Consider the following 26680-nt stretch of genomic DNA (forward strand, 5'->3'; position numbering starts at 1 on the left):
GGGTTTTACGGGGTCTGTTGCATGTTGGGCATGTCATGCATGTCGTGGGATTTCGGCATGGTCGACATGTCCATGCCCGGCATGTTCTGCATCGACTCAGGCACCGTTTCGTGCATCGACGAATCCGTCATCATGCCTGGCATCATGTTGTGGTTCAGGTGATACATGACCCACAAGGAACCGCTCAGCATGATGAATACCAGCATGATCGTGAAGATCAGCGCCAGCATCGACCAGCCGCCTTCGGACTTGGTGTTCATGTGCAGGAAGTACACCATGTGCACCACGATCTGCACGGCAGCGAAGGCGAGCAGCACCAGTCCCAGGGTGCTGGACTTGTCGATGACCTTGCCCATCACCAGCCAGAACGGAATCGCGGTGAGGATCACCGCCAGGATGAAGCCGGTGGTGTAGCTCTTCAGGCTGCCGTGGTCGGCGTGGGTGTGGCCGTGATGGTCATCGTGATCGTGGCCATGACCGATAACGCGGGCCGGGTGTTGTTGATGTCCGCCGCTCATGGCAAAACTCCCATCAGATAGACAAAGGTGAAGACGCCGATCCAGACCACGTCCAGAAAGTGCCAGAACATCGACAGGCACATCAAGCGACGGCCGTTTTCCGGGGTCAGGCCGTGACGCTTGACCTGGAACATCAATGTGATCAGCCAGACGATGCCGAAGCTGACATGCAAGCCGTGGGTCGCCACCAGGGCGAAGAAGGAAGTCAGGAAGCCGCTGCGCTGCGGACCGTAGCCTTCGTGGATCAGGTGGGCGAATTCATACAGTTCGAAGCCGATGAAGCAGGCGCCAAGGATGCCGGTGACCGCCAGCCACGCCAGCGTTGCACCCTTGCGCTTGCGCTGCATTCCCAGCATCGCGAAACCGTAGGTGATCGAGGACAGCAGCAGCAGCGAGGTATTGATCGCTACCAGCGGCAGGTCGAACAGTTCGGCGCCGGTCGGGCCGCCTGCATAGTTGCGGCCCAATACCGCGTAAGTGGCGAACAGACAGGCGAAGATCAGGCAATCGCTCATCAGGTACAGCCAGAAACCCAGCAAGGTGCCGTTTTCCGGATGATGTTCGCGGACGTAGAAGCGCGCGCTCGGGTCAGCCGCGCCGTTGGTGTTCATTGTGATATCAGACATGGCTAGCCAGCAATCTTGTGCGTTCACCCTCGGTACGGACGACTTCGTCCGCCGAGATGTAGTAATCGCGGTTGTAGTTGAAAGTGTGGACGATGATGGCAGCCATCATCGCGGCAAAGCCGAGGCCGGCCACCAGCCACATGTGCCAGATCAGGGCAAAGCCGATCGCGGCGCTGAGCGCGGCGATGATGAAGCCGGCTGCCGTGTTCTTCGGCATGTGGATGGCGACGAAGTCTTTCAGCGGACGGGTATAACCGTTGGCCTTCATGTCGGTCCAGGCGTCGTTGTCATGCACCTTCGGCGTGAAGGCGAAGTTGTAGTCTGGCGGCGGCGACGAGGTCGACCATTCCAGCGTACGCGCATCCCATGGATCGCCGGTGGTGTCGCGCAGCGATTCGCGGCGGCGGAAGCTGACAAACAGCTGCACGATGAAGGACGCGATACCGAGCGCGATCAGGACCGCGCCGAAGGCAGCGATCTGGAACCAGATCTGCAGCGACGGATCTGCAAAGTGGCCCATGCGGCGGGTCACGCCCATCAGGCCCAGTACGTACAGCGGCATGAAGGCAAAATAGAAACCGATGGTCCAGAACCAGAAGCAGCACTTGCCCCAGAAGTCGTCGAGCTTGAAGCCGAAGGCTTTCGGGAACCAGAAGTTGATGCCGGCGAACATGCCGAACAAGACGCCGCCGATGATCACGTTATGGAAGTGGGCGATCAGGAACAGGCTGTTATGCAGCACGAAGTCAGCTGGCGGTACGGCCAGCAGCACGCCGGTCATGCCGCCGATGGTGAAGGTGACCATGAAGCCGATGGTCCACAGCATAGGCAGCTCGAAGCGGATGCGGCCGCGGTACATGGTGAACAGCCAGTTGAAGATCTTGGCGCCGGTCGGGATCGAAATGATCATCGTCGTGATGCCGAAGAACGAGTTGACGCTGGCCCCCGAACCCATGGTGAAGAAGTGATGCAGCCACACCAGGTAAGACAGGATGGTGATCACCACGGTGGCGTACACCATCGAGGTGTAGCCGAACAGGCGCTTGCTGCTGAATGTGGAGACCACTTCGGAGAAGATGCCGAAAGCCGGCAGGATCAGGATGTAGACTTCAGGATGGCCCCAGATCCAGATCAGGTTGACATACATCATGGCGTTGCCGCCCATGTCGTTGGTGAAGAAGTTGGTGCCGAAGATACGGTCCAGCGACAGCATGCCCAGCACCGCGGTCAGGACCGGGAAGGCAGCGACGATCAGGACGTTGGTGCACAAGGCAGTCCAGGTAAACACCGGCATCTTCATCATGTTCATGCCAGGCGCGCGCATCTTGACGATGGTGGCGATCAGGTTGATGCCGGACAGTAGCGTCCCTACCCCGGCAATCTGCAGGGCCCATATATAGTAGTCGACCCCCACATCCGGACTGGCAAGGATGCCTGACAGCGGCGGATACGCCAGCCAGCCGGTACGCGCGAATTCGCCGACGAACAGCGACGCCATCACCAGCATGCCGCCGAAGGTGGTCATCCAGAAGCTGAAGTTATTGAGGAAAGGGAAAGCAACGTCGCGCGCGCCGATCTGCAGCGGCACCACGTAGTTCATCAAACCGGTCACGAGCGGCATGGCGACGAAGAAAATCATGATGACGCCGTGCGCCGTGAAAATCTGATCGTAGTGGTGCGGCGGCAGGAAGCCTTCCGAACCGCCGAAAGCAAACGCCTGCTGGGCGCGCATCATCAGGGCGTCGGCAAAGCCGCGCAGCAGCATGACCAGGCCGAGCACCACGTACATGATGCCGATTTTCTTGTGGTCGATGCTGGTGAACCAGTCGCGCCACAAGGTGCCCCAGACCTTGTAATAGGTCAGCGCGCCAAGCACTGCGGCGCCGCCGAGGGCGACCATGATGAAGGTCGCGATAAGAATCGGTTCGTGATAGGGAATCGCTTCCCAGGTGAGACGGCCGAAGATCAGCTTCGTCAGATCGATATGGTCTAGCATCGTTACTTTCCGGTGAAAAAGGGAAACGTGGCGCCCGACAGCGCGCCACTGCTTGCAGAGCGGAGCGCTGCTTGCCAGTGTTGCATTACTTCCATTGCTTGCATGGGTTGCCGGCCTGGCTGCATGTGCAGGCCCTTACTCATGAGCTTGTTCCATCTTGTGGCCGCTCATCATCTGGTCCATGCACATCTGGCCCGGTTCGATGCAGCGGTTGAGGATGGCGTGGTACAGATCCTTGTCGACCGAGCCGTAGTAACGCACAGGCTCTTTTTCGCTAGGCTTTTCCAGCTGCAGGTAGTCAGGACGATTCAGATGAGCGCCGGCTGTCTTGCGCGCCGCCACCCATTGATCGAAATTTTCCTGGCTCAAGCCGTGGAACTTGAAGCGCATGTCCGAGAAGCCGGCGCCGCTGTAGTTGGCCGAGAAGCCCTCAAACTCGCCCGGACGGTTGATCACCGCGTTGAGCGAAGTCTGCATGCCCGGCATGGCATAGATCTGGCCGGCCAGCGCCGGGATGAAGAAGGAATTCATGATCGTCGACGAGGTGATCTTGAAATGGATCGGCACATCGACCGGCGCCGCCAGTTCATTGACGGTGGCGATGCCTTGTTCCGGGTAGATGAACAGCCACTTCCAGTCCAGCGCCACCACTTCGACCGTCAGGGTCTTGGTGTCGGCCGGAATCGGCCGGTCGGCATCCAGGCGCGACAGCGGCCGATACGGATCCAGGGTATGAGTGCTGATCCAGGTCAGCAGGCCGAGGGCGATGATGATCAGCAGGGGCGCGCCCCAGATCACCAGTTCGAGTTGCGTGGAATGGTCCCAGTCCGGCTCGTAGCGCGCGGCAGTATTGTTTTTCCGGTAGCGCCAGGCAAACCAGATGGTCAATGCGATCACCGGAACGATGACCAGCAGCATCAGGAGAGTGGAGACGACGATCAGGCGTCCCTGCTGAGAGGCGATATCGCCGGACGGATTCATGACGACGGTGTTGCAGCCAGCCAGAAGGGCGACGGACAGGACGGGCAGCAGAAGCAATCCGCGACGAGAAATTAGGGAAACCATGGAGTAAAAGTCCAGTCGAAGCTATCAGATCGTGGTACTGTACACTGACTGGTGCGCGTTGGCGATTGGACGTTTTGTCCTACCCTTGCCAGTGTAGTATTTTGCATGTAATCGTATGTAATGAAGCGTCAGATTATGTGCGAAACGCCACACTAAGCGTCGGGTAGGGTCGCCATGCCAGCAGGCAAGGCCATAATTAGTAAAGACCTAAACCTACTAGAGACAAAATTATGATGACCAGCTCCCATAGCCATAATGGCGATCTTTCCGCTAATCTCTCGTCGCATGCGTCTGCCGCAGACGTCCGCAGTGCCAAATCCGACCACCCTGAAGTAGCCCCGGGCGAAATCGCCATCGGCGTGGTGATCGGGCGCGCCTCGGAGTATTTCGACTTTTTTGTGTATGCGATGGCCTCGGTCCTGGTGTTTCCGGCGGTTTTCTTTCCGTTTGAACAACAATTGGAAGGCACACTGTACGCCTTCGTGATCTTTTCCTTCGCCTTCCTCGCCCGCCCCTTCGGCACGATTGCCTTCATGGCCATCCAGCGCCGTTTCGGCCGCGAGGTCAAGCTGACCGCCGCACTCTTCATACTGGGCATTTCCACCGCCGGCATGGCCTTCCTGCCGACTTATGAACATCTCGGCTTCTACTCGATCATTTTGCTGTCGCTGCTGCGCATCGGCCAGGGCGTCGCCCTCGGCGGTTCCTGGGACGGCTTGCCGTCGCTGCTGGCGCTGAATGCGCCGCAAAACAAGCGCGGCTGGTACGCCATGCTGGGCCAGCTGGGCGCACCGATGGGTTTCATGATCGCCGGCGCCTTGTTCGCCTACCTGCTGGGCAACCTGACCACGGAAGACTTCCTCGACTGGGGCTGGCGCTATCCGTTCTATGTCGCCTTCGCCATCAACGTGGTGGCGCTGTTTGCCCGCCTGCGCCTGGTGTCGACGCCGGAATACGCCCGCCTGCTGGATGAGCGCGAACTGGAGCCGACCAAGGTCATCGAAATGACCCGCTCGCAAGGCCGCAACCTGCTGATCGGTGCCCTCGCCGCGCTCGCCAGCTATGCGCTGTTCCATCTGGTGACGGTCTTTCCGCTGTCATGGATCAGCCTGTATTCGATGCGCTCGGTGCATGATTTCCTGATCATCCAAGTGATAGGCGCCGCCCTGATGGCGGTCGGCGTGGTCGCTTCGGGGCTGATTGCCGACCGCCTCGGCCGCCGCACCACACTTGGCAGCTGCGCGATCCTGATTGCGATACTCAGCGCCTTCGTGCCGACGCTGATGAACGGCGGCGAGCTGGGCCAGAATATCTTCATCCTGTTGGGCTTCAGCTTGCTGGGCTTGTCTTACGGCCAGGCGGCGGGCGCGGTTACCGCCAACTTCCCGTCCAAGTACCGCTATACCGGCGCCGCGCTGACTTCCGATTTGTCATGGCTGGTCGGCGCAGGTTTCGCGCCGCTGGTGGCGCTCGGCCTGTCCGCCCACTTCGGCCTGGCGTATGTCAGCTTCTACCTGCTGTCGGGCGCGGCCTGCTCGCTGGCGGCGCTCAGCCTGAACCGCGCGCTGGAGATACGCGACTAAACGACTGATCCGCTGTGCACGACGCGCCCCGCCGTGCCGGCCAGCTACGTGCAAACTAATCCTCGGTCCGCCAGCCGCTGCGGCCGAGGTATCCCTCTTCCAGTCCGACATCGGAAAAATCGAAGTCATCATTGCAGTTGGGGACCGAACCCAGCGTTCGCGTCAGATAACTGCCACCCACAAACACGCCGACTCCGGCGCCTACCAGTAGAAAAATCATCATCGCACCCTCAGTTTCGCACGATAGTGCGAATTTAGATTAAAAAAAACCGCGCCATCTCCGCTACGCGCCCTGATAGTTAAAGCTTCGGTAAGTGGAAATCAAACGGCTATAGGCGTTATGCACGCGCTGCACCGCGCCGTTATCGCGCATGAAACGGATATCGTGGGTCAGGCCGACGATCAGGCTGTAGATTTCAAAAATCAGCTGTTCCGGATCGCTGTCCGGCCGCAGATGCCCTACTTCGATGGCCTGGATGATGGTGCGCCGCATGGTGGCGCGCCAGCGGATGACGCCGCGCTGGAGGCGATCGCGCAACGGGCCGTCGATGTCGTCGTATTCAAAGGCGCCGGCGATATACAGGCAGCCGGCAACTTCGCGCGGATCGCTGGCGCGGCCTATCCAGGCCTTCACCTGGGAGCTCAGGCGCGGCAAGCCGCGCGGCAAGGCCATGGACGGCAGGAAGACTTCGGCGCTGAAGCGGCGGTCAAATTCCTCCAGCGCCGCTTCTTGCAGCGCTTCCAGCGAGCCGACCCGCGAAAACACCCCGCTTTTGCTGATATCCAGCTGTTTTGCCACTTCTCCCAGCGACAGCTTGCCTATCCCCTCCGCCGCAGCGATGGCTAGGGAGGCATTGACGATCGCGGCGTAGGTAAGTTCGCTTTTGCTGGTTTGGCTCATGGCGTCTGCATATTAGCACACTCATGCGAAATGGAAAGCAACCGGCCGCAGCATCCGGCTTGACTAAGGCAAGCTGCCATCGACCAGCCGCAGCCAGTGCTGGTCGGAATCCCCCTCTGCAGCAACGGCGGCCGTCATGCCAGAGCGGTACTTGCTTCTCAGATTGCGCTGCTTGCCGTAGGCGCAGATTTTTTCTATTACGGCACGCAATTCGTCGTCTGCATGCAAATCTGCCAACAGCTCGTCCCACAGATTCGCGGCATTCCAGCGCCTGAAATGCACATACACCGTATTCCATTTGCCGAACCTGGCCGGCAGCTCGTGCCAGCTGCGCTCGCTGCCGATCAGCCACAACAGCGCTTCGATGAACTGACGGTTATTTTTCGCACGTGTCTCCGAGTATCCGCTCTTTGCCGACAGCAGTTGCTCCAGTCGTCGCCATTGGTCGTCCTGAAGAATCATGATGTCCTCGTAGATTTATCGCCGGGAGAATTGACGATGCGGACCGTGCTGCAAACCGGCTGGCCCCGACAGCGTCGCCAGATTGGCTGTCTTGTTGCTTAAAAGCGGAGGTCACCTGCGATCAGCACAAGCTGCGCGGCCTCCTTTAGGCGCAAATTCTACATAGTTGCTTGATAATATATTGTTAATAATTGTTAATTTAGAATCGCTGCCGCCGTGTTGATGCAGGCATGACAAATTTGTCATGCCCGTGTCATCAGATCGTTTGAGGTCGACGCCTAGACTGTTTCTCAGCGATGGCAGAAACGCTGTCGCCACCTCTCAACTTTTCAGGAAACGATCATGCGTACCGTAAAAACGATTTTCACAGTCTTGGCCTTCGGCGCCGCCGCTTCAGCTTTCGCAGAAGCACCCTATCCGCCTGAACAGGCTTTCGTTTCGACCCTGACCCGGGCGCAAGTGACACAGGAGGTCGCCAAGGCCGAGGCGCAGGGAACGCTGCTGCAAAGCGACACCAGCTATCCAGTCATCGCGACGCCGGCTGCGCAAGAACAGAAGCCGATGATGGCGCAAATGCACGAACATGCACAGCACGATGGCGGCGCCTCGATCTATGCCGGCGCATGAGATTGACCGCTGTCGCGCCGGCCGCAAGCTCAGCGCTTGCGCGCCAGCGTCAGGCCATCGCCGACCGGCAGCATCGACAAGTCGATGCGCTCGTCGCTGTGCAGTTTCAGGTTAAGCGCCTGCAAGGCAGCCGTATCGGCATCCTCTGCCGGGGCCGCTACGCTGCCGTCCCATAACACGTTGTCGATGGCGATCAGGCCGCCGCGCCGCAGCAGCTGCAGGCAGCGTTCGTAGTAGCCGTCGTAGGCGCTTTTATCGGCATCGATAAAGGCGAAATCGTATTGCCCCGCTGCGCCGGCTGCCAGCCGGGCGTCTAGCGTCGCCAGCGCCGGCGCCAGCTGCAGATCGATCTTGTGCGCGACCTTGGCCTGCTCCCAGTACGGACGCGCGATGCGCGTGTATTCGTCGCTGATATCGCAGGCCAGGATCTGGCCGTCCTCCGGCAGGGCCAGCGCCACCGTCAGCGCGCTATAGCCCGTGAAAACCCCTACCTCTATAGTCTTGCGCGCACCCATCAGACGCACCAGCAGCGCCATGAACTGCCCTTGTTCGGGCGAGATCTGCATGCCGCCGCGGGCATGGCTGCGGGTCGCTGCGCGCAATGCGGTCTGCGCCGGATGTTCGCGCAGAGAATGGCTGAGCAGATAGTCATACAGCGTATCGTCAATATTAAGCGTGCGGCTGGACATGGCTTGGTTTTCCTTTTATGCGGGGAGCCAATTTACCACGCCAGCCGGGACCCGGCTGGCGTGCGTCAGACTCAAGCTCATCCAAGAAAAACCTTCCCTGTTGGATAGCGGATACGATCCTCCCTACCACGCGCTAGCGCCATGCCAAGCGTGAGGGGGCCGATGCGACCGAGGAACATCATGACGATGATAATGACGCGACCCATGTCGTTGAGTGTAGCGGTCATGTTTCTGGACAAACCGACGGTGCCTAAGGCGGAAACGGTTTCGAATAACAAATCAAAAAACGGCTGCGATTGCGTCAGCGTCAGCACAAAGGTGCCCAGCACGACAATCGTGGAACTGACAAAAACCAAGGACAGCACCTTGACCACGTCGGTGGGCGAAATCGAACGGCCGAAAGCTTTTGGCGTGTTCGACCCCTTCACGAAAGCAAATGTCACGATGCACAGCACCATGAAGGTCGTGACCTTGATACCGCCGGCCGTTGAGGTGCTGCCGCCGCCAATAAACATCAACACTAGAAACATCAACGCGGTACTGTCTTTCATTGATGCCATATCGACCGTGTTGAAGCCGGCAGTGCGACTGGTAACGGATTGAAAAAATGAAATCAATAAACGATCCGCGGCGCTAGCGTGCTGGGCCAGGGTCTGTGGATTATGCCATTCCATGCTGGCGAAGCCTACGGTGCCGACTAGCAGCAAGATGCCGGTGCCGACCAGCGTGAGGCGCGTGTGCAGGCTGAGATAAGTCCAGCGGCGTCGTTGGTTCAGCTCGTTTAAGACGCTGAAACCCAAGCCGCCGATAATGATGAGGGCGACAACGATCAGATTCACCCAGGGATCGGTTGCATAACGCGTCAGACTGTCTGGGAATAAAGAAAAGCCGGCGTTGTTGAATGCAGAAATCGCATGAAAGAGTGCATAGAACAAGCCGCCCGACCAGCCAAATTGCGGCACAAAGCGGATCGCGAGCAACAGCGCACCGACAATTTCTGTGGTGATGACCACCACAGCAATGATGCGCACCATCCGCACCAGGTCGCCCAGTGAAGTCTGGTTCAGATCTTCTTTTAGTAGAATCTGTTGCCGTATGCTCAGCCGCTGCCCCAGCAACGATAACACCATGACGGTGAAAGTCATCATCCCCAATCCGCCTAACTGGATCAGCACCATGAGAATAAACTGGCCAAACCGCGTGAAATCGGCACCAGTATCAACTACGGCAAGCCCGGTCACCGTCACTGCAGAAGTAGCCGTAAACAAGGCGTCCAGCCAGCGTATCGGGTGTGCGGTCGATGCTGGCAGCTTCAGCATGACCGTACCGATCAAAATAAAACCGCTGAATAACAACGCCAGCATTGCCGTTGGCGGGATGTGAACGGTGCGAGAAACAACGTTAGCTCGCGTAGATTGGACGGACCAGTGTTTCAAAGCTGATCTCGTGAAAATGCGCGTAGTGCCGTAATGCTGCCTAACAGGATCAGGCGGTCGCCTTGCGACACCAAGAATTCCGCAGATACTGCGGTGGATACTTTGTCGCCGCGCTTGAAGGCCAGCACCTCGATGCGATAGCGCTCGCGCAACGACAGTTCGTTCAAACGCTTGTTATTCAATTCTTTTGGCACATCGAATTCGACAATATAATCATTGTCGCCCAGCGCGATATAGTCCAGCACATGGGGATAAATCATGGTGCGTGCGACATGGACGCCGACGTGGTATTCAGGATTAACGATGCGATCAGCGCCCAATTTTTCAAGAATCAGGTGATGCGCCGGTGTCGATGCTTTTACCCAGACCTTACCTACACCAACGTTTTTCATTGCCAAGGTACAGAGAATACTCGCCTCCAGGTCGCGTCCCATCGCGATGACGACGCCGTCATAATCGGGCAATCCCAGATCCCGCAGCACGCGCTCATCCTTTGCATCAGCAACCGCAACATGCGAGAGTTGATCGGCAAGATGGCTGACCAGTGATTCATTGGTGTCAATCCCGAGTACCTCGTTACCTAACTGCTCCAACTCGACGGCGACTGTGCTGCCGAAGGAGCCGAGGCCAATGACGGCATATTTGTGTCTGTTTATCGGCAGCTTGAACGTAGTAGATTGACGTTTGGCGCCAAAAGTATTTTCCATTGCATTAATTCCTCTTGCCGCTTGTGATCATTGATGTCATATCGCATTGAATGCATTGAATGCATTGAAAAATACCTGTCCAGAGTCGTTGACCACTATTATTTTTTTGAGTCATCAGATTTTTCTATGGGTACAGAAATATTTGCATGTAGGGTAGGCGCAAAAGCGTGCCCCTACCTCTCATGCGCGATAACGTTCCCGTTACCCACAGAGAAGTCTGAACAACCGTTTTTAAATACAAACAGCGCCGACATGCATGTTTGATTTTCATGTGGCCGACCTTGTACAATCTCTGTCAATTTCATCGTTGTGCAACGCTACCACATCGGCTCCTCGGAGAGTTCAAAAATCGCAGTTGGAATGTCCAGAACCTGACTTACCGCGCCGCAGCAAACACCGCCGCCAGCCAGTCGACAAACACGCGCACCCTGGGCGACAGCTGCCGATGATGCGGATACAGCACCGATACGGTCGACGGCTGCGGCCGGTATTCCGGCATTACTTCCCGCAAGGCGCCGCTGGCAAGCAAGCCTGCGACGCCATAACGCGGCACCTGGATCAAGCCGAAGCCCGATGCGCAGCACTGCTTGTAGGCGTCCGCATTATTGACCGATATCGTGCCCGGGATGGCAATCTCGCGCCTTTCTCCATCTACCTTGAATTCGAAGGGATAGATTTTTCCTGTCTGCGCTGAAAAGAAATTGACGGCGCGGTGCGCGGCAAGATCTTCTACGTGCCGTGGCTCTCCATGCAGTTCCAGATAAGCAGGGCTGGCGCAGGTCACCTGCTCCAGGCTGGCCAGCCGCCGCGCCACCATTGACGAATCCTGCAACTCGCCTACGCGCAGCACACAATCGATGCTTTCCCTGACCAGATCCACCAGACGATCACCCATACCGATCTGCAGTTCGATATGCGGATAGCGCGTGCAGAACTGGTCCAGCACCGGCAGCACGAAATGGCGGCCCAGCGTGCCGTGCATGTCTATCCTCAGCTTGCCTGAGGGGTTGGCGGCGGCTTGCGAAAACACGTTTTCGGTTTCCTCCAGATCGGCCAGCAACTGTACGCAACGCGTGTAATAGGCGTCGCCGTCCAAGGTCGGGCTGACCTGGCGCGTGGTCCGGTGCAGCAGCCGCACGCGCAAGCGCGCTTCCAGCTGCTTGATGGCGTTGGTCACGGTCGCCTTCGGATAGCCGAGGTCCTCGGCGGCGCGGGTAAAGCTTTTCAATTCGACAATGCGCGTAAAGATGCGCATGGATTCAAATTTATCCATAGGGCTGCCTGACTCAATTGTTAGTTTATATGGAACAGTGTAGGCAATTAAAGCTGGTTTATCCAATGAAAATTAACTGCCATGATGTACTCACTGCCCGGCAAACCGATTTCCGGCAACCCACGGGCGGTTTCAGCAACGCTTAAACCGATCTCAAGGAGCTTTAAATGAACAACGCAAACAAGCAAGTAGCCATCGTCACCGGATCCTCGCGCGGCATCGGCGCCGCAGTAGCGCTGCGCCTGGCCAGAGACGGCTTTGCCGTGATCGTCAATTACGCTGGCAGCGCCGCAGCCGCCGAGGCCTTGGTGCAGCAATTGGTCAAGCAAGGCGGCCAGGCATTGGCGGTGCAGGCCGACGTCAGCGACGCCGCAGCCGTGCGCGCCATGTTCGACGCCGCGGAGCAAGCTTTCGGCGGAGTCGATGTGCTGGTCAACAATGCCGGCATCATGCTCAACGCCAGCATCGCCGACACCGACGATGCCACTTTCGACCGCCAGATCGCCATCAATCTCAAAGGCAGCTTCAACACCCTGCGCGAAGCCGCCAGACGGCTGCGCCATGGCGGCCGCATCATCAATTTCTCATCGAGCGTGGTCGGCCTGCTGCAGCCTACATATGGTGTATATGCCGCCACCAAGGCCGGCGTGGAAGCGATGACCAGCGTGCTGGCCAAGGAACTGCGCGGCAAAAACATCACCGTCAACGCAGTTGCCCCTGGGCCAACCGCTACCGACCTGTTCCTCAACGGTAAGCCGCAAGAAATGGTCGACCGCCTGGCCAAACTGGCGCCGCTCGAACGCCTGGGCCAACCGCAGGACATCGCAGCCACAGTCTCGTTCCTGGCCGGCGCCGACGGCGGCTGGATCAACGGCCAGGTGCTGCGCGCCAACGGCGGCATCATCTGATCGCAGGAACCACAGGTCTCTCTTCGATATCTACGAAAGGAAAACATCATGCAGCAAGTCATCGTCATTAGCGGCGCCTCCAGCGGCTTCGGCGCCCTCGCCGCGCGCGCCCTGGCCCATGCCGTTATGCCGTCGAGCACGGCGTAGGCCTGCGCAGCGTCGAACTCGACGTCGCCGCCAGCGCCTCGGTCGAGGCCGGCATCGCCAGCATCATCGCCGACTGCGGCCGGCTCGACGTCGTGATCCATAACGCCGGCCACATCGATCCCTCGCAGGATGGCTGCGAAATCGTCAACGGCGTCGCCGACCGGGTACGCAGCGAGATGTTTCGCCGCATCGGCTTGGAAGACCTGCTGCACCCGAAGGTGGTCGGCTGATGCGGTTTTATCCGGCCTTCTTCAGGCAGGCCGCCTTGGCGACGTCAAGGCGCTTTTCCAGGTTGGCTTCCAGCGACGGCGATTTGCCGGTCTGCAGCAGCAGGTTGTATTCGCTTTGCGGCACGCTGTCCCAGTAGGCATCGGACACGCAGCCGCAAAAGGCCGGCATTTTTTCCGGCGCCTTGGGTGCGCCGCGGGCTGAAGCGCCCATCTTCAGGCAGATGTCGGTATTAGCCTTCTTCAATTCGGGCATGACCTTGGCGCCCCATGCCAGCTGGCTGGCGGCGACCAGGGAAAGTGCAGTAATCGCGGCGAGGATTTTTCTCATCTGCTCTCTTATTTGAAATTCATCAGGATGGTCATCACAATCGGGAAAGCGATGATGATAAAGGTAATCGGGAAGATGAACATGATCAGGGGCGCGATCATCTTCATCGGTGCTTCCATCGCCAGCTTTTCGGCGCGCTGGAAACGTTCGGTGCGCTTCTGTTCGGCGAACTTGCGCAAGGTCGGCCCCAGCGGCACGCCCAGTTTATCGCATTGCAGGACAATGCCGACAAAACGCGAGATGTCGACATTGCCGGTGCGACGGGCAAACTTTCCCAAGGCGTCGGCGCGGCCGGCGCCGGTTTTCATGTCGCGCACCACCCGTTCGATCTCATGGCGCAAGATGCATTCCGGACCGCGTTCGCAGAAATTGACGATGGCGGTGTTCAGGGTCAAGCCACATTCGCAGCACAGGGTCACGATATCGACGAAAGACGGAAAATAGCGCGAGATCTCAATGTTGCGTTTCTTCTTCTGGTCGCGGATCCACATCAGCGGATAAAACCAGCCTATCAGTCCCAGCACCAGCATGATGATGAGCACCGTATAGTCGATGCCAAACGCCGCCAGGCCCACCAGCACGGCGCAAAATAGCGCTACTGCCAGCGAGAAGAACTGCAAGGCGTAAGTCTCGGCGGGCGTCATGAAATATTCCAGGCCGGCCGAGTTAAGCATCTGCTTGCGTTTCAGCAGCCGCGCCTCCGACACTGTCGCGCCAAAATAGAAGTCGAAGAACATCACGCCATTCCAGATTCTTTTCAGCAGCCGCGGCAGCGGATCCATGTTCGGCCGGAACTTGGTGACCTTGACATTGGCCACCAGCCGGAACAGGTAAAACATGAAAACGCTGAGGCTGCCGAAGGCCAGTATGATTGCGCCGTAAAGATAGATTGAACTGTTCATGGCATGTATCCGATTACAAAATGTCCGCAGCCGTCAGACATCGATGGCCAGGATTTTCTGGATCACCTTGTGGCCGACATAGGCCATGGTGAGACAGATGAAGAGTACGATCTTGCCGTAAAACGTGGTCAGCAGCAGCCCCATTTCGGCCGGTTGGATGAAGAACAGCGCAATCCCGACCAGCGCCGGCAGGCAGATCATGACCCAGCCCTGCATCTTGCCCTGCGCCGTCAGCGACCTGATCTTGCCCTCGATTGTCAGTTTTTGCTGGATCGTGTTAGACAGGCTCATCAGCGTTTCCGACAGGTTGCCGCCCACCGATTTCGAGATCCGGAAGGTCATCACCAGCAGCTGGAAATCGACCAGGTCGATGCGCTTGCCGACTTCTTCGATCGCGGTTTCGAAATCGACGCCGACTTTCTGTAGCCGGATCACGTGCGCAAATTCGCTGGCCAAAGGTGAATTGCTCTCCTTGGAATACGATTGCAAGGCAATGCTCAGGGACACCCCCGCCGTCAGGCTGGAGGCGATCACGGTGAGCGCCGTCGGCAATTCGTATTCGATGCTGTTGAGGCGGCGCTTGCGCTTGTAATTGCTGACCCACAGCGGCGCCTTGAAGATGAAATAACCGATCAGCAACACCAGGAAGATGTTGCGCAAGACGAAATAAATCACCACCACCAGCATCAGCGCCGCCGCTATCTGGGCGAACAGCACCATGTAGACACGGCCGTCGCGCAGCCCGGTCCATTCCTTGATGTGGCCGATATAGCGCACGTGCATGTCGAACAGCAGCTTGAGGAAATACCCCTTGGAATTCAGCAGCGACCAGGCGATGAACAGCACCAGCGCAAACAAGATCCCCGAAAACAGCAGTATCTGATTATTCATTTTCCAATCGCTCCATGAAGACAGGCTTCATGCCTGAATAACGGAATTCGCCAAAGGTCTTGCCATTCTGGTCCAGGCCTTCACGATGAAACTTGAAGATGTCCTGCAGCTGGATGGTTTCCGATTCGATGCCGACCACTTCAGTGATCGCCGTCACCTTGCGCGCGCCGCAGGAATAGCGGGTGAGCTGGATGATCAGGTGCACCGCCGAGGAAATCTGTTCGCGGATCGCCCGCACCGGCAGGTTCATGCCGGCCATCAGCACCAGCACTTCCATACGCGCCAGCGCGTCGCGCGGCGAGTTGGCGTGCAAGGTGGTCATCGAGCCGTCATGGCCGGTATTCATGGCCTGCAGCATGTCCAGCGCTTCGCCGCCGCGGCACTCACCGACAATGATACGGTCGGGCCGCATCCGCAGCGAATTGCGCACCAGGTCACGGATCGCCACATGGCCCTTGCCTTCGACGTTGGGCGGCCGGCTTTCCAGCGACACCAGGTTCGGCTGCGACAGCTGCAGCTCGGCCGCATCCTCGATGGTGACGATGCGCTCGTCGTTCGGCACGAAGGCAGACATCATGTTGAGGAAGGTGGTTTTACCGGAACCGGTGCCGCCTGACACCACGATGTTCAAGCGCTGTTCGACCGCGCTGCGCAGGATATTCAGCATGTCCTCCGTCATCGAGCCATACTTGATCAAGTCTTCGGCCACCATCTTGCGGCGCGAGAATTTCCGGATAGTCAGGGTCGGTCCGCGCAGCGACAGCGGTGAAATGATGGCATTCACGCGCGAACCGTCGCGCAAACGCGCATCGACCATCGGCGAGCTTTCATCGATACGGCGTCCTAGCGGCGTGACAATCCGCTCGATCGCTCCCAGCACCGCAAGGTCGCTGGTGAAAGTGGCGCTGGAGAGTTCCAGCCGGCCGCCGCGCTCGACCCAGATTTCGTCGTGGCGGTTGACCATGATTTCGGTCACGCTGTCGTCGGCGATCATCGGCTCCAGCGGCCCCAGGCCGACCGCTTCGTCCAGCACTTCCTTGGTCAGCAGCTCGGTGTCGATATTGTCCGGCAAGCTGAAGGTGGTGTTCAGCAACTCCTTGATCAGGCTCTTGACGTTGGCTTTGAGATCGTGCTCGGACATCTTGTTGGCGTCGATGCGGCGCAGATCGATTTCATGCAGCACCGCCTCGTGCAAGGTTTTGCGCCAGCGCGAAAATTCAAGATCGATCACGCGCGCCGGGATATTTGCGACTTGCTTGCCGCCGGCGCCCGGCCTTGATCCCTGTGGCATGGCTGCCGGCGCCGCCGCAACGGCTATCGGGACCGGGCGAGACGGCGCCGGTGGTGGCGGCGCCTGGACCGGCGTGGCGAACTGCTGGCGCGGCGCGGCGGGCGGAAGCGGCTGGCTAGCCTGTTTCAGCGGCCGTTCCGCCACCAGCACTTCTTCAAAATCATGTTCGATAGAGCTGATCGCATGGTTGACGGCCCGGTTCTGCCGCTCGCGGCCGACGCTGGCCTCGTGCCCCTGCTGGTTGGTATGCAAGGTCAGGCTGTAGTTGCCGATCTTGATCACGGTGTTGCTGCTCAGCGGCCCGAGGCGGTTGACGCGCTCGCCGTCGACCCAAGTGCCGAAGATGCTGCCGCTGTCTTCAATGAAAACGCTGCCCTCGTTCAATAGAAAAGTCGCATGCAGCTTGCTGACGTTCCAGCCCTTGAGACGCAGGTCGCAGCCCTCTCCCTTGCCGAGAACGAAGCGTTCCTTGTCGACGTAGACTTCATCTAGTATGTCATAATCGTCCGCGACCACCATCAACACAAATCCACTTTGGCTCTCTGCCATGAAAATTATTCCCGCATATAAAAATAATCAGATCATCATCGCCAATGTCACCATCGGCGACTCGTTTTTCAGCCGCGCCCGCGGCCTGATGTTCACCAGGACGCTGGCGCCCGACAGCGGCTACCTGCTCAAGGACTGCAACTCGGTCCATACTTTTTTCATGCACTTCACCATCGGTGTGGTGTATCTGTCGCCAGACTTCGTCATCACCAAGATAGTTCCGGTCATGGCGCGCAGAAGTCTTTCTTCCGACCGTTCCGCGCGCCACACGCTGGAACTGCATCCCGCCACCCTGGCAGCCCTGTCCCTGAGTGTCGGCGACCAGCTGCGTTTCTAGTCTGCACCTCTAGCCGGCCGCCGTCGCGTCAATGATTGCCGTATTCAGGCGGCAATGCCGGCTCAGGCCGCAGCGGCGCTGCCTGGAACGGCGACTTCACCGGTATTTCTTTCTGCAGATTGCGCAGGGTCGGCAGCTCTGCCTCCTCCGGCATGCCCACCGCTTTACGCGCCTGGTTGATGCGGTTGCTGATATTGCGTAAAGCATTCGAGCTTTCCCCCGACTCCCCTTCCTGCGTGTGCGGAATCGCCACCAGGTAGACCTCGGTCTGGTTGCGGGTGGTGCCGGTGCTCTTGAACAGGTTGCCCAGCAGCGGCACATCGCCCAGTCCCGGCACTTTCTGGATATCGGTGCTGCCGTCCTGGCTGTACAAGCCGGACAAGATGATGGCGTCGCCGGTCTTGACCGAGAAATCGGTCTCGGTGCGGCGCGTGGTGAATCCCGGAATGCCGCCGACGCTGACGGTCGGATCGATCTTGCTGACCTCGGCCTTGAGGATGCCGGTGATGTTGCTGAAAGCATCCAGCTTGGGCGCGATTTCGATCAGGATGCCGTAAGGCTTGAAGGTGACGTTGGTGCCATTCTGGCTGACCGTCGGAATCGGCACTTCGCCGCCGGCGACGAAGCGAGCCTGGCCGCCGTTGCGGGTGGCGATGCTTGGTGACGCCAGCACAAAGGCGTCGCCGCTGTCGACCGCCAGCTGGATGACCGAGGGAATCGCAATCGAAGCATTGACGCTGGCGCTGACGCCGCGCAGTTTCTGGTCAGGCAGGTCGAACTTGCCGCCGGTGCCGGTGTCTTGCGGCAAAGGCCGCAGGTTGACGGCGCCGCGCGATGCTTCGCCGAAGATGCCGATGTTGAAACCGTTGAAACTCTTGGCCCAGTTGACGCCCAGGTTCTCCAGGTAGCCTTTCTTGAATTCGACAAAATACAGGTCGAACACCAGCATCTGCGAGTCCTGCTTGTAGGCGGGCACGGTGTCGATATCGAGCTTGGTGCTGTTGACCAGGTTGGCGTACTGATCGGTCAGGGCCGTGATTTTGGACAGGTCTTCGCGCGAATGGATATTGCCCTCCACGTACAGGCGGTCGCCGCGGCGCACCACATCGACACCCGTCAGGTCGGCCAGGGCTGCCTTGACATCGCGCTGCTGCTTGATGACGTTGAGCGCGGTCACCCGCAAGCGGATTTCACGCGAGAAGTTCGGCTTGTTCCAGAGCAGAATATTGGTCAGGCCTACTTCCTGGGCAATGATCAGCAGTTTGGTCTTTTCGATCACTGCGGTGGACGCGATCTTGCCGTTGCCGATAGCGATGCGGTTCACCGCGCCGACTTCGATCACGCGCGCCTCGCCGGCGTACATGAGCAGTTCGTCGTCGACTGCTTGCTGCGCCTTTGCTCCATGGCCGCTCGAAGGCTTCAAGGCAGCAAGGTCGCCGGCATTGCGGACAGGGATGCCCTCCGGCCCGTTCATCTGGTTTCTCTGTTCAATCGCATTGCCGTCCAGGTATTCGACGCCGCCGTCGCGGCTGGCGCGGGCCTCGTTTTGGACCTGTTTTTGGCTGGCTTTTTGTGCCTTGTTCTGGTTTTGCAAAGTCTCCGGCAAAGGTGCGGCGGCAAAGGCGCGGCTGCCAATCAGGGCGGACAACAGCAGGCAGGAGCGGAAATTTCTTGGATTAGTCATGTTATTGCGTGGCTTTTTGTTGGATATCATTGTGGATTGCCGGCTGCGCTGCCCAGAAGGCGCTTGAAGGCTTCAAGTTTGCTGGCCTGGTCGCTGCCGCCGTCGGCATATTCGCCGGTCTTGAAGCGGCCGCCGATGATGTAGTCGACCTGCGACCCCGGCATCTGCAGGCGGCGCTTGGCGTCCGGATCGATGACATCGGACAGGAACAGTCTTTTCTCGGCGTCGCCCTGGTCGTCAGGACTGCGCAGCACGGCGACGATGCGGGCGCCGGTCTGCACCAGGATGACTTTCTGGGCATCCGCCGCCGGCACCGAAATCGTCACCGTGCTGTAAGTGGCGCGCCCGGCCTGGCCCTGGCGCTCGCCTAACCCTGCTTCGCGTGCGCGGTCGGCCGCCAACACTTCGCGCACCGTGGTCTGACCGGTGGCGCGCACTTCGATATTCTTCAGCAACGGCGCCAGCACGGTATCTTCCGGCTGCGGTCCGGCACTGGGCGGCCCTTCCTGAGGCCGTTTCATCATGTAGAACAGGTCGATATGATCACCGGCGCGCAGCAGGCCGGAAAAAGAATTGATCTCGTCCACCGGAATGGTGATCGCCCGACTGCCGGCATCGATCGATTTGGAAAACGGCACCGACTCGTACATCAGGAAATACGATTCCAGCAAGGGTGTGCCCTTGCGCACCGGGCGGATGATCTTCTTGCCGATATAGGCATCGATCTGTTCCGGCGAGATGACGTCGAAGTTCATGTATTCCTTGGGCACCGTGCGCGAAGCCAGCTGTTCCATGGTCAGCACGTCGCCGGGATTGAGGTCGATCCGCGGCACCGTCACTACGGTGCGCACCTTGCTGGCTTCGTCGCTCAGGCTTTTTTCGATTTCACTAGAACGGGTTTTCAGGTAGTTGTTGGCGAGGAAGACGGCGAATGCGGCGATCAGGACGATGATGAGCAGCGGCAGCGCTTTCTTGATTTTTTGAAAATTGATGAAACGTTTTATGTTCATGATGTGAGAGTAAAAGTGATCGTCGTTGCGAACTGCTGAGAGTCGCTGCGTGTCTTGGAAAATCGGAAGGCGTTGCGGCTCTAATGGCTTGCTTTGTCATAGTCCTCGCCCCACCAGTGCTCCGGCACATCGTTCTTTTCGCCGGCGGCCCAGGCGCCCATGTCCATCGCACCCAGGCAGAAGCCTATCTGCGGCTCGGCCGGATCGAATTTGCCCTCCAGCCGGCTCAGGATGCTGTTCCAGATCAGCCTGACCACGTCGAAGGCCTGGTAGCCGCCGCTGCCGCCGATAGGCGGCGATTTTGTTCCCAAGGGATAAAAGGGATGCCAGTGCAAGGCGTTTTGCGCCCGGTAGCTGGCCGATGAGCTGAACGGATAGCGGCCGCGCTCCAGCGCCTTGGCCTGGAACGACGCCGCGATGCCGGAACTCTCGCTGCTATTGCCGAACAAGCGGGTGATGCCGATGATGATGCTGTTGGCGATCGGCACCTTGAGCGGATAGCTCCACCAGATTTCGATCGACAGCACGGTGTTTTCCTGGATGTTCTTGTTGGTGATGTCGCCTTTCAGCTTGCTGTCGGAAAGATCTTCGCCGCCGCCCGGGGCATCCGTGCCGAGCGGCGTGCGGAAGCGCATGTAGTCGGCCGGCAGCTTGAGGATGCCGTAATCGAGCCCCTGCAATTCGATCACGCCTGATTCGAGGAAAGCTGCCTGGGTCGGGTTGTGGTACAGGATGCAGGAATTGAACATGGCATCCTTGTAGGCTTCAACCTGGGCTTCGACCACCGCCAGCTTGCCGGTGTCGCTACCCATGTACATCGGCGTGATGCCGTTGATGTAGCCTTGCAGCACCGAGCTGTCGCCATAGCGCATCAGGCCTTTGACGAAGGCCCACACGGCCGGCCCGATTTTCTGCTTGGCCTTGCCCAGGTAACCGGAGATCGGACCGGCGCGGTTTTCTGCTTCGCCGGGATCACCGCCGGAGGAGCCGGCGGCATTGTTGACCGGCACGCCGTTGCTGGCGGCTTCGGCCTGGCCGGAGCCGGCCAGTTCACTGCCCGGCGTGGTGACGGTCGAGGTCACATCGCGCCCGGAAGAATCCTTGCTGTGGACGATCTTGCCAACCGCCGCATAACCGAGATTACCCAGCTGCGCCGTCAGCGGATCCGTGACGAAGCGCGGCACCACCCGGCCATTGCTCATCGCGCCGATGCGTACCGCTTCCTGCACCGCATAGTTGTGCGCCAGCTTGGCACGGTACATCAAGACCATTTGCAGGCACAGCAAGGCAAAGATCAGCACGATGGGAATCGCCACAATGAATTCGGCCATGCTGGCGCCACGCCCCAGTTTCAGATTTCTTCCGACTTTGATCAACATATATCGTGTTCTCGGCTTGTTTGCTAAATTGGCGTGGCGCTGACACCTAAGCCGTTGATGTAACTGAAATTCAAATGACGTATCGCATCCAGCAGCAAGCTGAGCAAAGACACGCCGTCCACCTGCACGAACAGCGCCAGCGCCACGCACACCAGCAGGATCGAATATTCGACCGTGGCCTGCCCTTGCGCTGCGCTCCTGGCGAGAACCGCTTCCATTGGCCTTCCTTGCTGCATCAGACGCGGCTTCATCGCGTAATCCAATTGACCACGACAAAAGTCTGGCCGGCATTCCTGGTAAAGGTGTAGGTCGCCTCCTGCTGTTTGGGCGAGACATAGCGCATCACCGTGCCGCTGTTGTCTTCGGTAGTTTTCTTGAAGCTCAGCTTCCATGCCTCGGCGGCGCGGTCTTCCTGGTAAAAGGCAATGTTCTGTTCCATGTCAAAATTGTTGGTCATAGTGGTCAGGATCGATTCGCCCGCCATGTCTACCGTCCGTACTTCGTTCAAGATCACCGTACCCGAAGGCTTGCGCAGATGCTTGGCCAGCACCGGCGCCTTGGTGGCGATGTCCTGCTCCATGCGCGCCGGCAGGTCCGACATGCTGAGGTAGCCCTGCGTCTGCTTGCGGTTGTTGCTGCTCAGATTGGCCTGCTTCAGCCAGCCGTCCTTGACCGCCACGATCTGCACCTCGTGGCCGGCGGCCTTGGTGGTGACTTTCCATCTGGCCTTGGCCCACGACCCCGCCAATATCACTGCCGCTTCGCGCAGCGGCTGCGGCCCTTCGATTTCGTAGATCAGCATCGGCAAGCCGTTTACCTCGATTTCATCGGCCAGGCGGGTCTGTTGCCAGTTGTCCGGTACGCCGTCCAGCATCAAGCCTTCCACCGCTTTCCATTTGTCCGCTGCATATGCGCCAGTGCTCAGGAACAGGCACCAGCAAGCCGCCATCAACACTTTCAAATAAATTCCCTTCCCTTGTCTGCTACGGCGCCGGAGAAAAGCGCCAGGCCGGGTTGTCGAACATGGAGATCGTGCGCGCGCGCATGATGCCGGCCGGGCACAACTCGTCCTGGGTGTATTGGGTCAGCCGGATCTCGCGCCCGGGATTGGCGGTGCACTTCACTGCCATATAGTCCGCTTCGCCCATGCCGCCCGCCAGGTTCAAACTCTCCTTGTAGTCGTCGGTTGACTTGTATGCCTTGATCAGGCCGCCAGGATTTTTCAGGCTATCGAAATCCAGTCCCATGCCTTGCGAGACCAGGGTCGACACCTGAGCCGGATTGATGCCAGCCAGGTCAACCCGGTAATTGCCGCCAAAGCCCGAAGCCCCGCCGATCAATCCTGGCAGGTTGAAATAATTACTATTGAGTATCTTGCCAACCGGATTGCCGGAAGAGCCGGAGCTGGCGGCGCCGTCATAGAACGGATTGAGCTGTTCGGTAATCCGATGGTTTGCCACAGGCACCGGCGCCGACCAGGAGTTGGTGACCATGGTCAGGCTGCCCAGGCTGCGCGCACTGGGGCCGCCAGCAGGCAGGCCAGTCTCGCCTTTGGCGATGCCGAAGGTTTGTTCCATATAGGTCTTGATGAAATCGCTCAGGCCGATCGAGCCATTGACCTGGACCCGCTCGTAGGGCTCGCGGTCCAGCGTTAGATTGGTTAAGGTATTGCCGGTCGGATCGAATCCCATCGACCAGCCCGGCGATTTGCTGGAGCTGGTGGAAACATTCAGGGCGCCATTACTTATGGAGCCGAATGTAGCGCTCTCGAATTTATCGGTAAAAAACCGCGCCGCGGTGCTCATCCAGTCAGCATGGTCCTGCAGCAGCGCGGTGCTGCCTTCGGCCTGGCTCTGGCGCGCGCCGCGTGGCGTCAGGTAGACGCCGCGGAACACCTTGGGAGCCAGGTCGGCATCGCCGCTGTACAGCGATTTGTAGTCGGCATCGCCGGTCGCCTTGTAGGCAGTGCGTTCCCATACTGCAAAGCGCGCCGCCTCGGTATTAAGCTGCTTCAGCTCGCCGAAACGCCAGACCCACTGCAAGCCGAACAGGAACAGCATGAGCACGCTGCACGCCAGCACCGACTCGAACAGGGCCTGGCCCCGTTGCCTTGCTCCGGACTTGCGCAGGCTGGAAACTCTAGGTGGATTAGGCATGGAGTCCCGGTTCAGTTAATGGTGAAGAACAATAATTTTTCCGGATAATTCAAGCCTTCCAGCCGTGCGTTCCAGTAAGGCAGCATCAGGTTGGCGTGCGTCACCACTTGCATGCGGCCGGTCCAGCGTTCCACCGGCGCCCGGTAATACACCCGTGCCTTGCCCATTGCCTGCAGGTAGTCTTGCTTGATTTCGGTGTCGTAATCCTTGATCGGCTCGCGCCCCAGATTGAACTGGCCTTCCGGTTTCAACGGCGACTTCATGGCGCCTACCGTTTCCTGCAATCCCACGATGAAGGATGGACCCAGATCCTTCAAAGCGTTGTCCTGTATTTCCCTGGAAGCGACAAACATATTGCTGGCCGCGCGGTCGCCTATCTGGTAGTTGCCGATATTGGCGTCGCGCATTTCCCAGAAACCAAGCCGTTCCGCCGGCAAGCCCATGTCCGCTGCGATCGTTCCCCTTAAGCCAGGCCTTTGGAACAGGGTCTCCGTTCCGCGCGAGGTGCGCATGTTGATTACATCCACCAGATCGCCCAGGCCCAGCAAATCGAGGAATATTTTAAGAACAGCGCTGGCGCTGTCCAGGGGATCGTCAAAAACTTGCGTGAAGCCGGTAAACCCCTTGCCCAGCATGCTCGCTATCGAACCTCCGACATTGGCGCCAAGCCCGCTCAGGCTCTGGACATTGGCTGCCTGTTGCGCCAAGGCAGAAGCCAGTTCCACCTCGGGATTGCCGCTGCCGGGGCTCGGTGGATTCAGCGCCGAACCTGACGCCGGGGTACCGGCTGGAGCACCACCCAAAACCGTCGAGGTGCTATTGTTCGGCAAATTTATCGCCGCCGACGAAGAATTGCTGGAACCGATGCTGCCGCCGGCCGCTTCCAGCGTAGGCAGCATGGAAGACATGATCATGTTGTTGAGTTCGTCGGTTGCCGAGGCGATCTTCGCTTGCCCGCCCATGGCGTGATAAGCAGAGGTTTCAGCCATATTCATGATCCCGCGGTCGTAGTATTTTTTGGCCGAGCCGGCCGCCAGCGAGGCGCAAGCGCCACTTTTCCCGCCAAGGCGCGGAGCGTAGATCTCGCCGCTGGGGAGAGTGAAATACATGCAGTCGTCGAGGCCGGTGGCTTCGCCCCAGTATGCCCGTTTGGCGGCGTCGTCGGCTTTCACCGCATCGACGAATTTATCCAGGTCTTCCGGGATTTCCTGGTTCTTGTTCAATCCCTGCATCCCGACCTTCGACAAGGTGGTCGCGCCGGCAATCGGAATGTGGATATCGAACAGGTGCGGATTGATTTCCATGATATCGATATTGCTCCAGGCATAAGTACCGTCCTGCATCTGCATCATGCGGGTGCCACCGGTGCGCTCATACAGGCACATGATAGGACTGGTGATAGTGCCTACGGTATTCATGAAGGCTTCGATGACTGGTCCGATGACGTCGACCGCCACATTGCCCTTCAGCGCCGGCACGATCTGTTCCAGGCCATTGGTTCCGAGGCCGCTCAACATGCCATTGATGGCAGACAGGTTGCAGCCGTCAATCGCCCACAGGCCGACCGCATTGGGAAACAAGCGCCTGCCGCCGCTGCCGCTGGCGAAGTTGAACATTTCCTTCATCATCAAATGATGCACCAGGTTGAATTCAATCTTGTCCGGATTATCCTTTTCTCCAGCCTCTTTCATCTTGGTCAAGCCGAGGAATTTGCGTGGCGGCTGGTGCAGCTTGATCATGCTGCCGAAGTCGACCATGCTCTTGCCGATCTGATAAACAATGGTTTGCGGGATATATTCGGCTTGCGGCGCATTGGCAGTCAGCAAGTCGTGTTGCATGCTAGTCATGGCTGAGACCGTGGTCACCAGATGAACTTGCTGGGAAGCGAAAATTGCATAGTTGGCCAAGGAGACCGTGGCGGTGCCGGCATTCGCCAGCACCTGGCTGCCGACGCGTACGCCGCTGAGGATCTTTTCCCAGAACTCGCCAAACTTGGACAACGCGTTGGAGATGCCTGACAGGCTGCTGCCGATATAAGGGATGAATTTGGTCAACGCGGCGATGCCTTTCATCACCTTGCTGTTGTTTTGCCAGTATTGGTCCGACATGCCTACCGTCGACCACATGGCGGTTAGTTGTCCCACCGACTGGTAATTGGAAATCATGGCGCGGTTGGTATACGCAGTGTAGTTCAGCCCTTCGGCAGCAATGTTGGCGGTGCTGAAGGCAATGGCGTCGGCGGCATTTACCAGCTGCCGTTTCTCGCTGGTCACCTGCGCCATGTTGTAGACGGCAAACAGACCGACGCACAAGACAGCAAAAAAGAAGATGGCGATAGGCAGCACGGCGCCGCGTTGGCGCACTCTGTTGCTGGCCGTAAGACCGGCTTTTCTCTTTTTGCTTGACGATGCCCGTTTCACTCTGCGCTCCGTATTAGAACAAGCATTGATGATCTGTCGGCGGCCTCTGGCCTAACCCGTTTCTTGTATTGCTGACGAAAGCATTTTTAACTGCAGCCAAAACACAAGGCCGCAACCAGCCCCGCCATACACAGCGTGTCGAATGAAATTCAATGATTAGCTCCAGTCCGCAATGTTGCGGACTGGAGCAACAGCGGATCAGCGGTTGTCGCTGCCGTAATCTTTCATGGTGCGTTGGGTAGCTGCTTTGGTAGTCGCCAGATCTGCCGAAGTTTTAGCGTTAGCGATCTCTGCCTTGCTATCGTTACCGGACATTTCTTGCGCCATGCCGGCTACCTGGTGGCGGATGGTGCTGCCGAATGCCGCGAACACGCCGATGCTGACGACAGCGATCAGCGCCACGATGATGATGTACTCGGACATACCTTGACCACGTTGACGCGATGCGGTTTTGCTGTGGCCAGACGACAAGTTTGAAAGTGTTGCCATTTGAGTCTCCTGAGGCTGGTGGTTGTGGGACAATTCCCGGTTGCTAAAACTGAACTTGCTCTCTGGCCTATCAGCT

Annotated in this window: 28 protein-coding genes and 1 pseudogene; 6 read left to right on the forward strand and 23 right to left on the reverse strand. The window is 58.6% G+C overall.

The features are described 5' to 3' along the window. Positions 1 to 5 precede the first annotated feature (5 nt). The 4 genes from cyoD to cyoA all read right to left on the reverse strand — a co-directional run bounded on the left by cyoD (position 6) and on the right by cyoA (position 4205). Entirely contained in the window at positions 6 to 518 is a 513-nt protein-coding gene (gene cyoD, locus CPter91_RS12780) for a cytochrome o ubiquinol oxidase subunit IV (RefSeq protein WP_061940811.1), read from the reverse strand. Then, complete coding sequence (gene cyoC / locus CPter91_RS12785) at positions 515 to 1144, reverse strand: cytochrome o ubiquinol oxidase subunit III (RefSeq protein WP_061940814.1); 630 nt, start codon at positions 1142 to 1144, stop codon at positions 515 to 517. The genes cyoD and cyoC overlap by 4 nt, the downstream gene beginning before the upstream one ends. Further along, positions 1137 to 3140, reverse strand: coding sequence for a cytochrome o ubiquinol oxidase subunit I (gene cyoB, locus CPter91_RS12790; RefSeq protein WP_061940818.1), 2004 nt, complete (start codon positions 3138 to 3140; stop codon positions 1137 to 1139). The genes cyoC and cyoB overlap by 8 nt, the downstream gene beginning before the upstream one ends. Before the next feature lie 135 nt (positions 3141 to 3275). After that, complete coding sequence (gene cyoA / locus CPter91_RS12795) at positions 3276 to 4205, reverse strand: ubiquinol oxidase subunit II (protein ID WP_061940821.1); 930 nt, start codon at positions 4203 to 4205, stop codon at positions 3276 to 3278. A 233-nt stretch (positions 4206 to 4438) separates the two neighbouring features. Between cyoA and CPter91_RS12800 the strand changes: the two genes are divergently transcribed. Further along, a complete protein-coding gene (locus CPter91_RS12800; protein ID WP_061946186.1) occupies positions 4439 to 5788 on the forward strand; it encodes an MFS transporter in 1350 nt (449 codons plus the stop codon). A gap of 55 nt (positions 5789 to 5843) precedes the next feature. Here the strand turns inward: CPter91_RS12800 and CPter91_RS26945 are convergent, their stop codons facing one another. The 3 genes from CPter91_RS26945 to CPter91_RS12810 all read right to left on the reverse strand — a co-directional run bounded on the left by CPter91_RS26945 (position 5844) and on the right by CPter91_RS12810 (position 7151). Then, on the reverse strand, positions 5844 to 6011 hold the full coding sequence (locus CPter91_RS26945) for a hypothetical protein (protein WP_167595165.1): 168 nt from the start codon (positions 6009 to 6011) through the stop codon (positions 5844 to 5846). Between the two features lie 60 nt (positions 6012 to 6071). Then, entirely contained in the window at positions 6072 to 6689 is a 618-nt protein-coding gene (locus CPter91_RS12805) for a TetR/AcrR family transcriptional regulator (protein ID WP_061940824.1), read from the reverse strand. Positions 6690 to 6752: 63 nt separating this feature from the next. Then, entirely contained in the window at positions 6753 to 7151 is a 399-nt protein-coding gene (locus tag CPter91_RS12810) for a transposase (protein ID WP_061940827.1), read from the reverse strand. 342 nt (positions 7152 to 7493) lie between these two features. Here CPter91_RS12810 and CPter91_RS12815 point away from each other — a divergent pair, with 342 nt between their 5' ends. After that, entirely contained in the window at positions 7494 to 7778 is a 285-nt protein-coding gene (locus CPter91_RS12815) for a DUF4148 domain-containing protein (RefSeq protein ID WP_061940830.1), read from the forward strand. 29 nt (positions 7779 to 7807) lie between these two features. Here CPter91_RS12815 and CPter91_RS12820 read toward each other — a convergent pair whose 3' ends face one another. The 4 genes from CPter91_RS12820 to CPter91_RS12835 all read right to left on the reverse strand — a co-directional run bounded on the left by CPter91_RS12820 (position 7808) and on the right by CPter91_RS12835 (position 11883). Continuing rightward, the gene (locus CPter91_RS12820; protein ID WP_061940833.1) at positions 7808 to 8467 is read right to left on the reverse strand and encodes a class I SAM-dependent methyltransferase; all 660 of its coding nucleotides are present in this window, start codon (positions 8465 to 8467) and stop codon (positions 7808 to 7810) included. A gap of 77 nt (positions 8468 to 8544) precedes the next feature. Then, positions 8545 to 9831 (reverse strand): TrkH family potassium uptake protein, encoded by a 1287-nt coding sequence (locus CPter91_RS12825; protein ID WP_061940836.1) that lies wholly within the window; start codon positions 9829 to 9831, stop codon positions 8545 to 8547. A gap of 68 nt (positions 9832 to 9899) precedes the next feature. Further along, a complete protein-coding gene (locus CPter91_RS12830) occupies positions 9900 to 10610 on the reverse strand; it encodes a potassium channel family protein (protein ID WP_061940839.1) in 711 nt (236 codons plus the stop codon). A gap of 376 nt (positions 10611 to 10986) precedes the next feature. Further along, entirely contained in the window at positions 10987 to 11883 is an 897-nt protein-coding gene (locus CPter91_RS12835) for a LysR family transcriptional regulator (protein ID WP_061940842.1), read from the reverse strand. Between the two features lie 167 nt (positions 11884 to 12050). Between CPter91_RS12835 and CPter91_RS12840 the strand changes: the two genes are divergently transcribed. From CPter91_RS12840 to CPter91_RS27175, 3 genes and pseudogenes are all read left to right on the forward strand, one after another. Continuing rightward, a complete protein-coding gene (locus tag CPter91_RS12840) occupies positions 12051 to 12791 on the forward strand; it encodes an SDR family oxidoreductase (RefSeq protein WP_061940845.1) in 741 nt (246 codons plus the stop codon). 48 nt (positions 12792 to 12839) lie between these two features. Beyond that, positions 12840 to 13054, forward strand: a pseudogene (locus CPter91_RS27340) (oxidoreductase); the annotation flags it as partial. Then, positions 13031 to 13168: a hypothetical protein gene (locus tag CPter91_RS27175; protein ID WP_205631687.1), complete on the forward strand. Its 138-nt coding sequence runs from the start codon at positions 13031 to 13033 to the stop codon at positions 13166 to 13168. The pseudogene CPter91_RS27340 and the gene CPter91_RS27175, both read left to right, overlap by 24 nt. Positions 13169 to 13175: 7 nt before the next feature. Here the strand turns inward: CPter91_RS27175 and CPter91_RS12845 are convergent, their stop codons facing one another. The 4 genes from CPter91_RS12845 to CPter91_RS12860 are packed head-to-tail and all read right to left on the reverse strand — an operon-like array spanning position 13176 to position 17129. Beyond that, complete coding sequence (locus CPter91_RS12845) at positions 13176 to 13496, reverse strand: hypothetical protein (protein WP_061940848.1); 321 nt, start codon at positions 13494 to 13496, stop codon at positions 13176 to 13178. An 8-nt stretch (positions 13497 to 13504) separates the two neighbouring features. After that, the gene (locus CPter91_RS12850; RefSeq protein WP_061940851.1) at positions 13505 to 14398 is read right to left on the reverse strand and encodes a type II secretion system F family protein; all 894 of its coding nucleotides are present in this window, start codon (positions 14396 to 14398) and stop codon (positions 13505 to 13507) included. Between the two features lie 33 nt (positions 14399 to 14431). After that, positions 14432 to 15289 (reverse strand): type II secretion system F family protein, encoded by an 858-nt coding sequence (locus CPter91_RS12855; RefSeq protein WP_061940853.1) that lies wholly within the window; start codon positions 15287 to 15289, stop codon positions 14432 to 14434. Beyond that, the gene (locus CPter91_RS12860; protein ID WP_061940856.1) at positions 15282 to 17129 is read right to left on the reverse strand and encodes a TadA family conjugal transfer-associated ATPase; all 1848 of its coding nucleotides are present in this window, start codon (positions 17127 to 17129) and stop codon (positions 15282 to 15284) included. The genes CPter91_RS12855 and CPter91_RS12860 overlap by 8 nt, the downstream gene beginning before the upstream one ends. On the opposite strand from CPter91_RS12860, the gene CPter91_RS12865 reads away from it, so the two are divergent. Then, positions 17128 to 17466, forward strand: a complete 339-nt coding sequence (locus CPter91_RS12865; RefSeq protein ID WP_061940859.1) for a DUF192 domain-containing protein — start codon at positions 17128 to 17130, stop codon at positions 17464 to 17466. The genes CPter91_RS12860 and CPter91_RS12865 overlap by 2 nt on opposite strands. Positions 17467 to 17494: 28 nt before the next feature. On the opposite strand, the gene CPter91_RS12870 is transcribed toward CPter91_RS12865, so the two are convergent. The 8 genes from CPter91_RS12870 to CPter91_RS12905 form a co-directional block, all read right to left on the reverse strand. Beyond that, entirely contained in the window at positions 17495 to 19150 is a 1656-nt protein-coding gene (locus CPter91_RS12870) for a type II and III secretion system protein family protein (RefSeq protein WP_167595166.1), read from the reverse strand. A 26-nt stretch (positions 19151 to 19176) separates the two neighbouring features. Next, positions 19177 to 20160, reverse strand: a complete 984-nt coding sequence (gene cpaB, locus CPter91_RS12875; protein ID WP_061940865.1) for a Flp pilus assembly protein CpaB — start codon at positions 20158 to 20160, stop codon at positions 19177 to 19179. 80 nt (positions 20161 to 20240) lie between these two features. After that, a complete protein-coding gene (locus tag CPter91_RS12880) occupies positions 20241 to 21539 on the reverse strand; it encodes a TadE/TadG family type IV pilus assembly protein (protein WP_061940868.1) in 1299 nt (432 codons plus the stop codon). A gap of 23 nt (positions 21540 to 21562) precedes the next feature. Then, entirely contained in the window at positions 21563 to 21757 is a 195-nt protein-coding gene (locus CPter91_RS26950; RefSeq protein ID WP_061940870.1) for a hypothetical protein, read from the reverse strand. Positions 21758 to 21786: 29 nt separating this feature from the next. Continuing rightward, the gene (locus CPter91_RS12890; protein ID WP_150119679.1) at positions 21787 to 22500 is read right to left on the reverse strand and encodes a hypothetical protein; all 714 of its coding nucleotides are present in this window, start codon (positions 22498 to 22500) and stop codon (positions 21787 to 21789) included. 22 nt (positions 22501 to 22522) lie between these two features. After that, positions 22523 to 23695, reverse strand: a complete 1173-nt coding sequence (locus tag CPter91_RS12895; protein WP_150119680.1) for a hypothetical protein — start codon at positions 23693 to 23695, stop codon at positions 22523 to 22525. An 11-nt stretch (positions 23696 to 23706) separates the two neighbouring features. Then, the gene (locus CPter91_RS12900) at positions 23707 to 26058 is read right to left on the reverse strand and encodes a Tad domain-containing protein (protein ID WP_061940881.1); all 2352 of its coding nucleotides are present in this window, start codon (positions 26056 to 26058) and stop codon (positions 23707 to 23709) included. A 255-nt stretch (positions 26059 to 26313) separates the two neighbouring features. Further along, positions 26314 to 26604, reverse strand: a complete 291-nt coding sequence (locus CPter91_RS12905; protein WP_061940884.1) for a Flp family type IVb pilin — start codon at positions 26602 to 26604, stop codon at positions 26314 to 26316. Between the last annotated feature and the right edge of the window lie 76 nt (positions 26605 to 26680).

The organism is Collimonas pratensis (assembly GCF_001584185.1).
Lineage (GTDB): Bacteria > Pseudomonadota > Gammaproteobacteria > Burkholderiales > Burkholderiaceae_D > Collimonas > Collimonas pratensis.

Excerpts from the sequence above, each read along its gene's own strand:
- cyoA (WP_061940821.1), bottom strand. The coding sequence starts at position 4,205 with ATGGTTTCCCTAATTTCTCGTCGCGGATTGCTTCTGCTGCCCGTCCTG.
- CPter91_RS12835 (WP_061940842.1), bottom strand. The coding sequence starts at position 11,883 with ATGGATAAATTTGAATCCATGCGCATCTTTACGCGCATTGTCGAATTG.
- CPter91_RS12845 (WP_061940848.1), bottom strand. The coding sequence starts at position 13,496 with ATGAGAAAAATCCTCGCCGCGATTACTGCACTTTCCCTGGTCGCCGCC.
- CPter91_RS12860 (WP_061940856.1), bottom strand. The coding sequence starts at position 17,129 with ATGGCAGAGAGCCAAAGTGGATTTGTGTTGATGGTGGTCGCGGACGAT.
- CPter91_RS12855 (WP_061940853.1), bottom strand. The coding sequence starts at position 15,289 with ATGAATAATCAGATACTGCTGTTTTCGGGGATCTTGTTTGCGCTGGTG.
- CPter91_RS12880 (WP_061940868.1), bottom strand. The coding sequence starts at position 21,539 with ATGTTGATCAAAGTCGGAAGAAATCTGAAACTGGGGCGTGGCGCCAGC.
- cyoD (WP_061940811.1), bottom strand. The coding sequence starts at position 518 with ATGAGCGGCGGACATCAACAACACCCGGCCCGCGTTATCGGTCATGGC.
- CPter91_RS12805 (WP_061940824.1), bottom strand. The coding sequence starts at position 6,689 with ATGAGCCAAACCAGCAAAAGCGAACTTACCTACGCCGCGATCGTCAAT.
- cyoC (WP_061940814.1), bottom strand. The coding sequence starts at position 1,144 with ATGTCTGATATCACAATGAACACCAACGGCGCGGCTGACCCGAGCGCG.
- CPter91_RS12830 (WP_061940839.1), bottom strand. The coding sequence starts at position 10,610 with ATGGAAAATACTTTTGGCGCCAAACGTCAATCTACTACGTTCAAGCTG.
- CPter91_RS12815 (WP_061940830.1), top strand. The coding sequence starts at position 7,494 with ATGCGTACCGTAAAAACGATTTTCACAGTCTTGGCCTTCGGCGCCGCC.
- CPter91_RS26945 (WP_167595165.1), bottom strand. The coding sequence starts at position 6,011 with ATGATGATTTTTCTACTGGTAGGCGCCGGAGTCGGCGTGTTTGTGGGT.
- CPter91_RS12895 (WP_150119680.1), bottom strand. The coding sequence starts at position 23,695 with ATGCCTAATCCACCTAGAGTTTCCAGCCTGCGCAAGTCCGGAGCAAGG.
- CPter91_RS12870 (WP_167595166.1), bottom strand. The coding sequence starts at position 19,150 with ATGACTAATCCAAGAAATTTCCGCTCCTGCCTGCTGTTGTCCGCCCTG.
- CPter91_RS26950 (WP_061940870.1), bottom strand. The coding sequence starts at position 21,757 with ATGGAAGCGGTTCTCGCCAGGAGCGCAGCGCAAGGGCAGGCCACGGTC.
- CPter91_RS12905 (WP_061940884.1), bottom strand. The coding sequence starts at position 26,604 with ATGGCAACACTTTCAAACTTGTCGTCTGGCCACAGCAAAACCGCATCG.
- CPter91_RS12850 (WP_061940851.1), bottom strand. The coding sequence starts at position 14,398 with ATGAACAGTTCAATCTATCTTTACGGCGCAATCATACTGGCCTTCGGC.
- CPter91_RS12820 (WP_061940833.1), bottom strand. The coding sequence starts at position 8,467 with ATGTCCAGCCGCACGCTTAATATTGACGATACGCTGTATGACTATCTG.
- cyoB (WP_061940818.1), bottom strand. The coding sequence starts at position 3,140 with ATGCTAGACCATATCGATCTGACGAAGCTGATCTTCGGCCGTCTCACC.
- CPter91_RS12865 (WP_061940859.1), top strand. The coding sequence starts at position 17,128 with ATGAAAATTATTCCCGCATATAAAAATAATCAGATCATCATCGCCAAT.
- CPter91_RS12800 (WP_061946186.1), top strand. The coding sequence starts at position 4,439 with ATGACCAGCTCCCATAGCCATAATGGCGATCTTTCCGCTAATCTCTCG.
- CPter91_RS12825 (WP_061940836.1), bottom strand. The coding sequence starts at position 9,831 with ATGCTGGCGTTGTTATTCAGCGGTTTTATTTTGATCGGTACGGTCATG.
- CPter91_RS12840 (WP_061940845.1), top strand. The coding sequence starts at position 12,051 with ATGAACAACGCAAACAAGCAAGTAGCCATCGTCACCGGATCCTCGCGC.
- CPter91_RS12810 (WP_061940827.1), bottom strand. The coding sequence starts at position 7,151 with ATGATTCTTCAGGACGACCAATGGCGACGACTGGAGCAACTGCTGTCG.
- cpaB (WP_061940865.1), bottom strand. The coding sequence starts at position 20,160 with ATGAACATAAAACGTTTCATCAATTTTCAAAAAATCAAGAAAGCGCTG.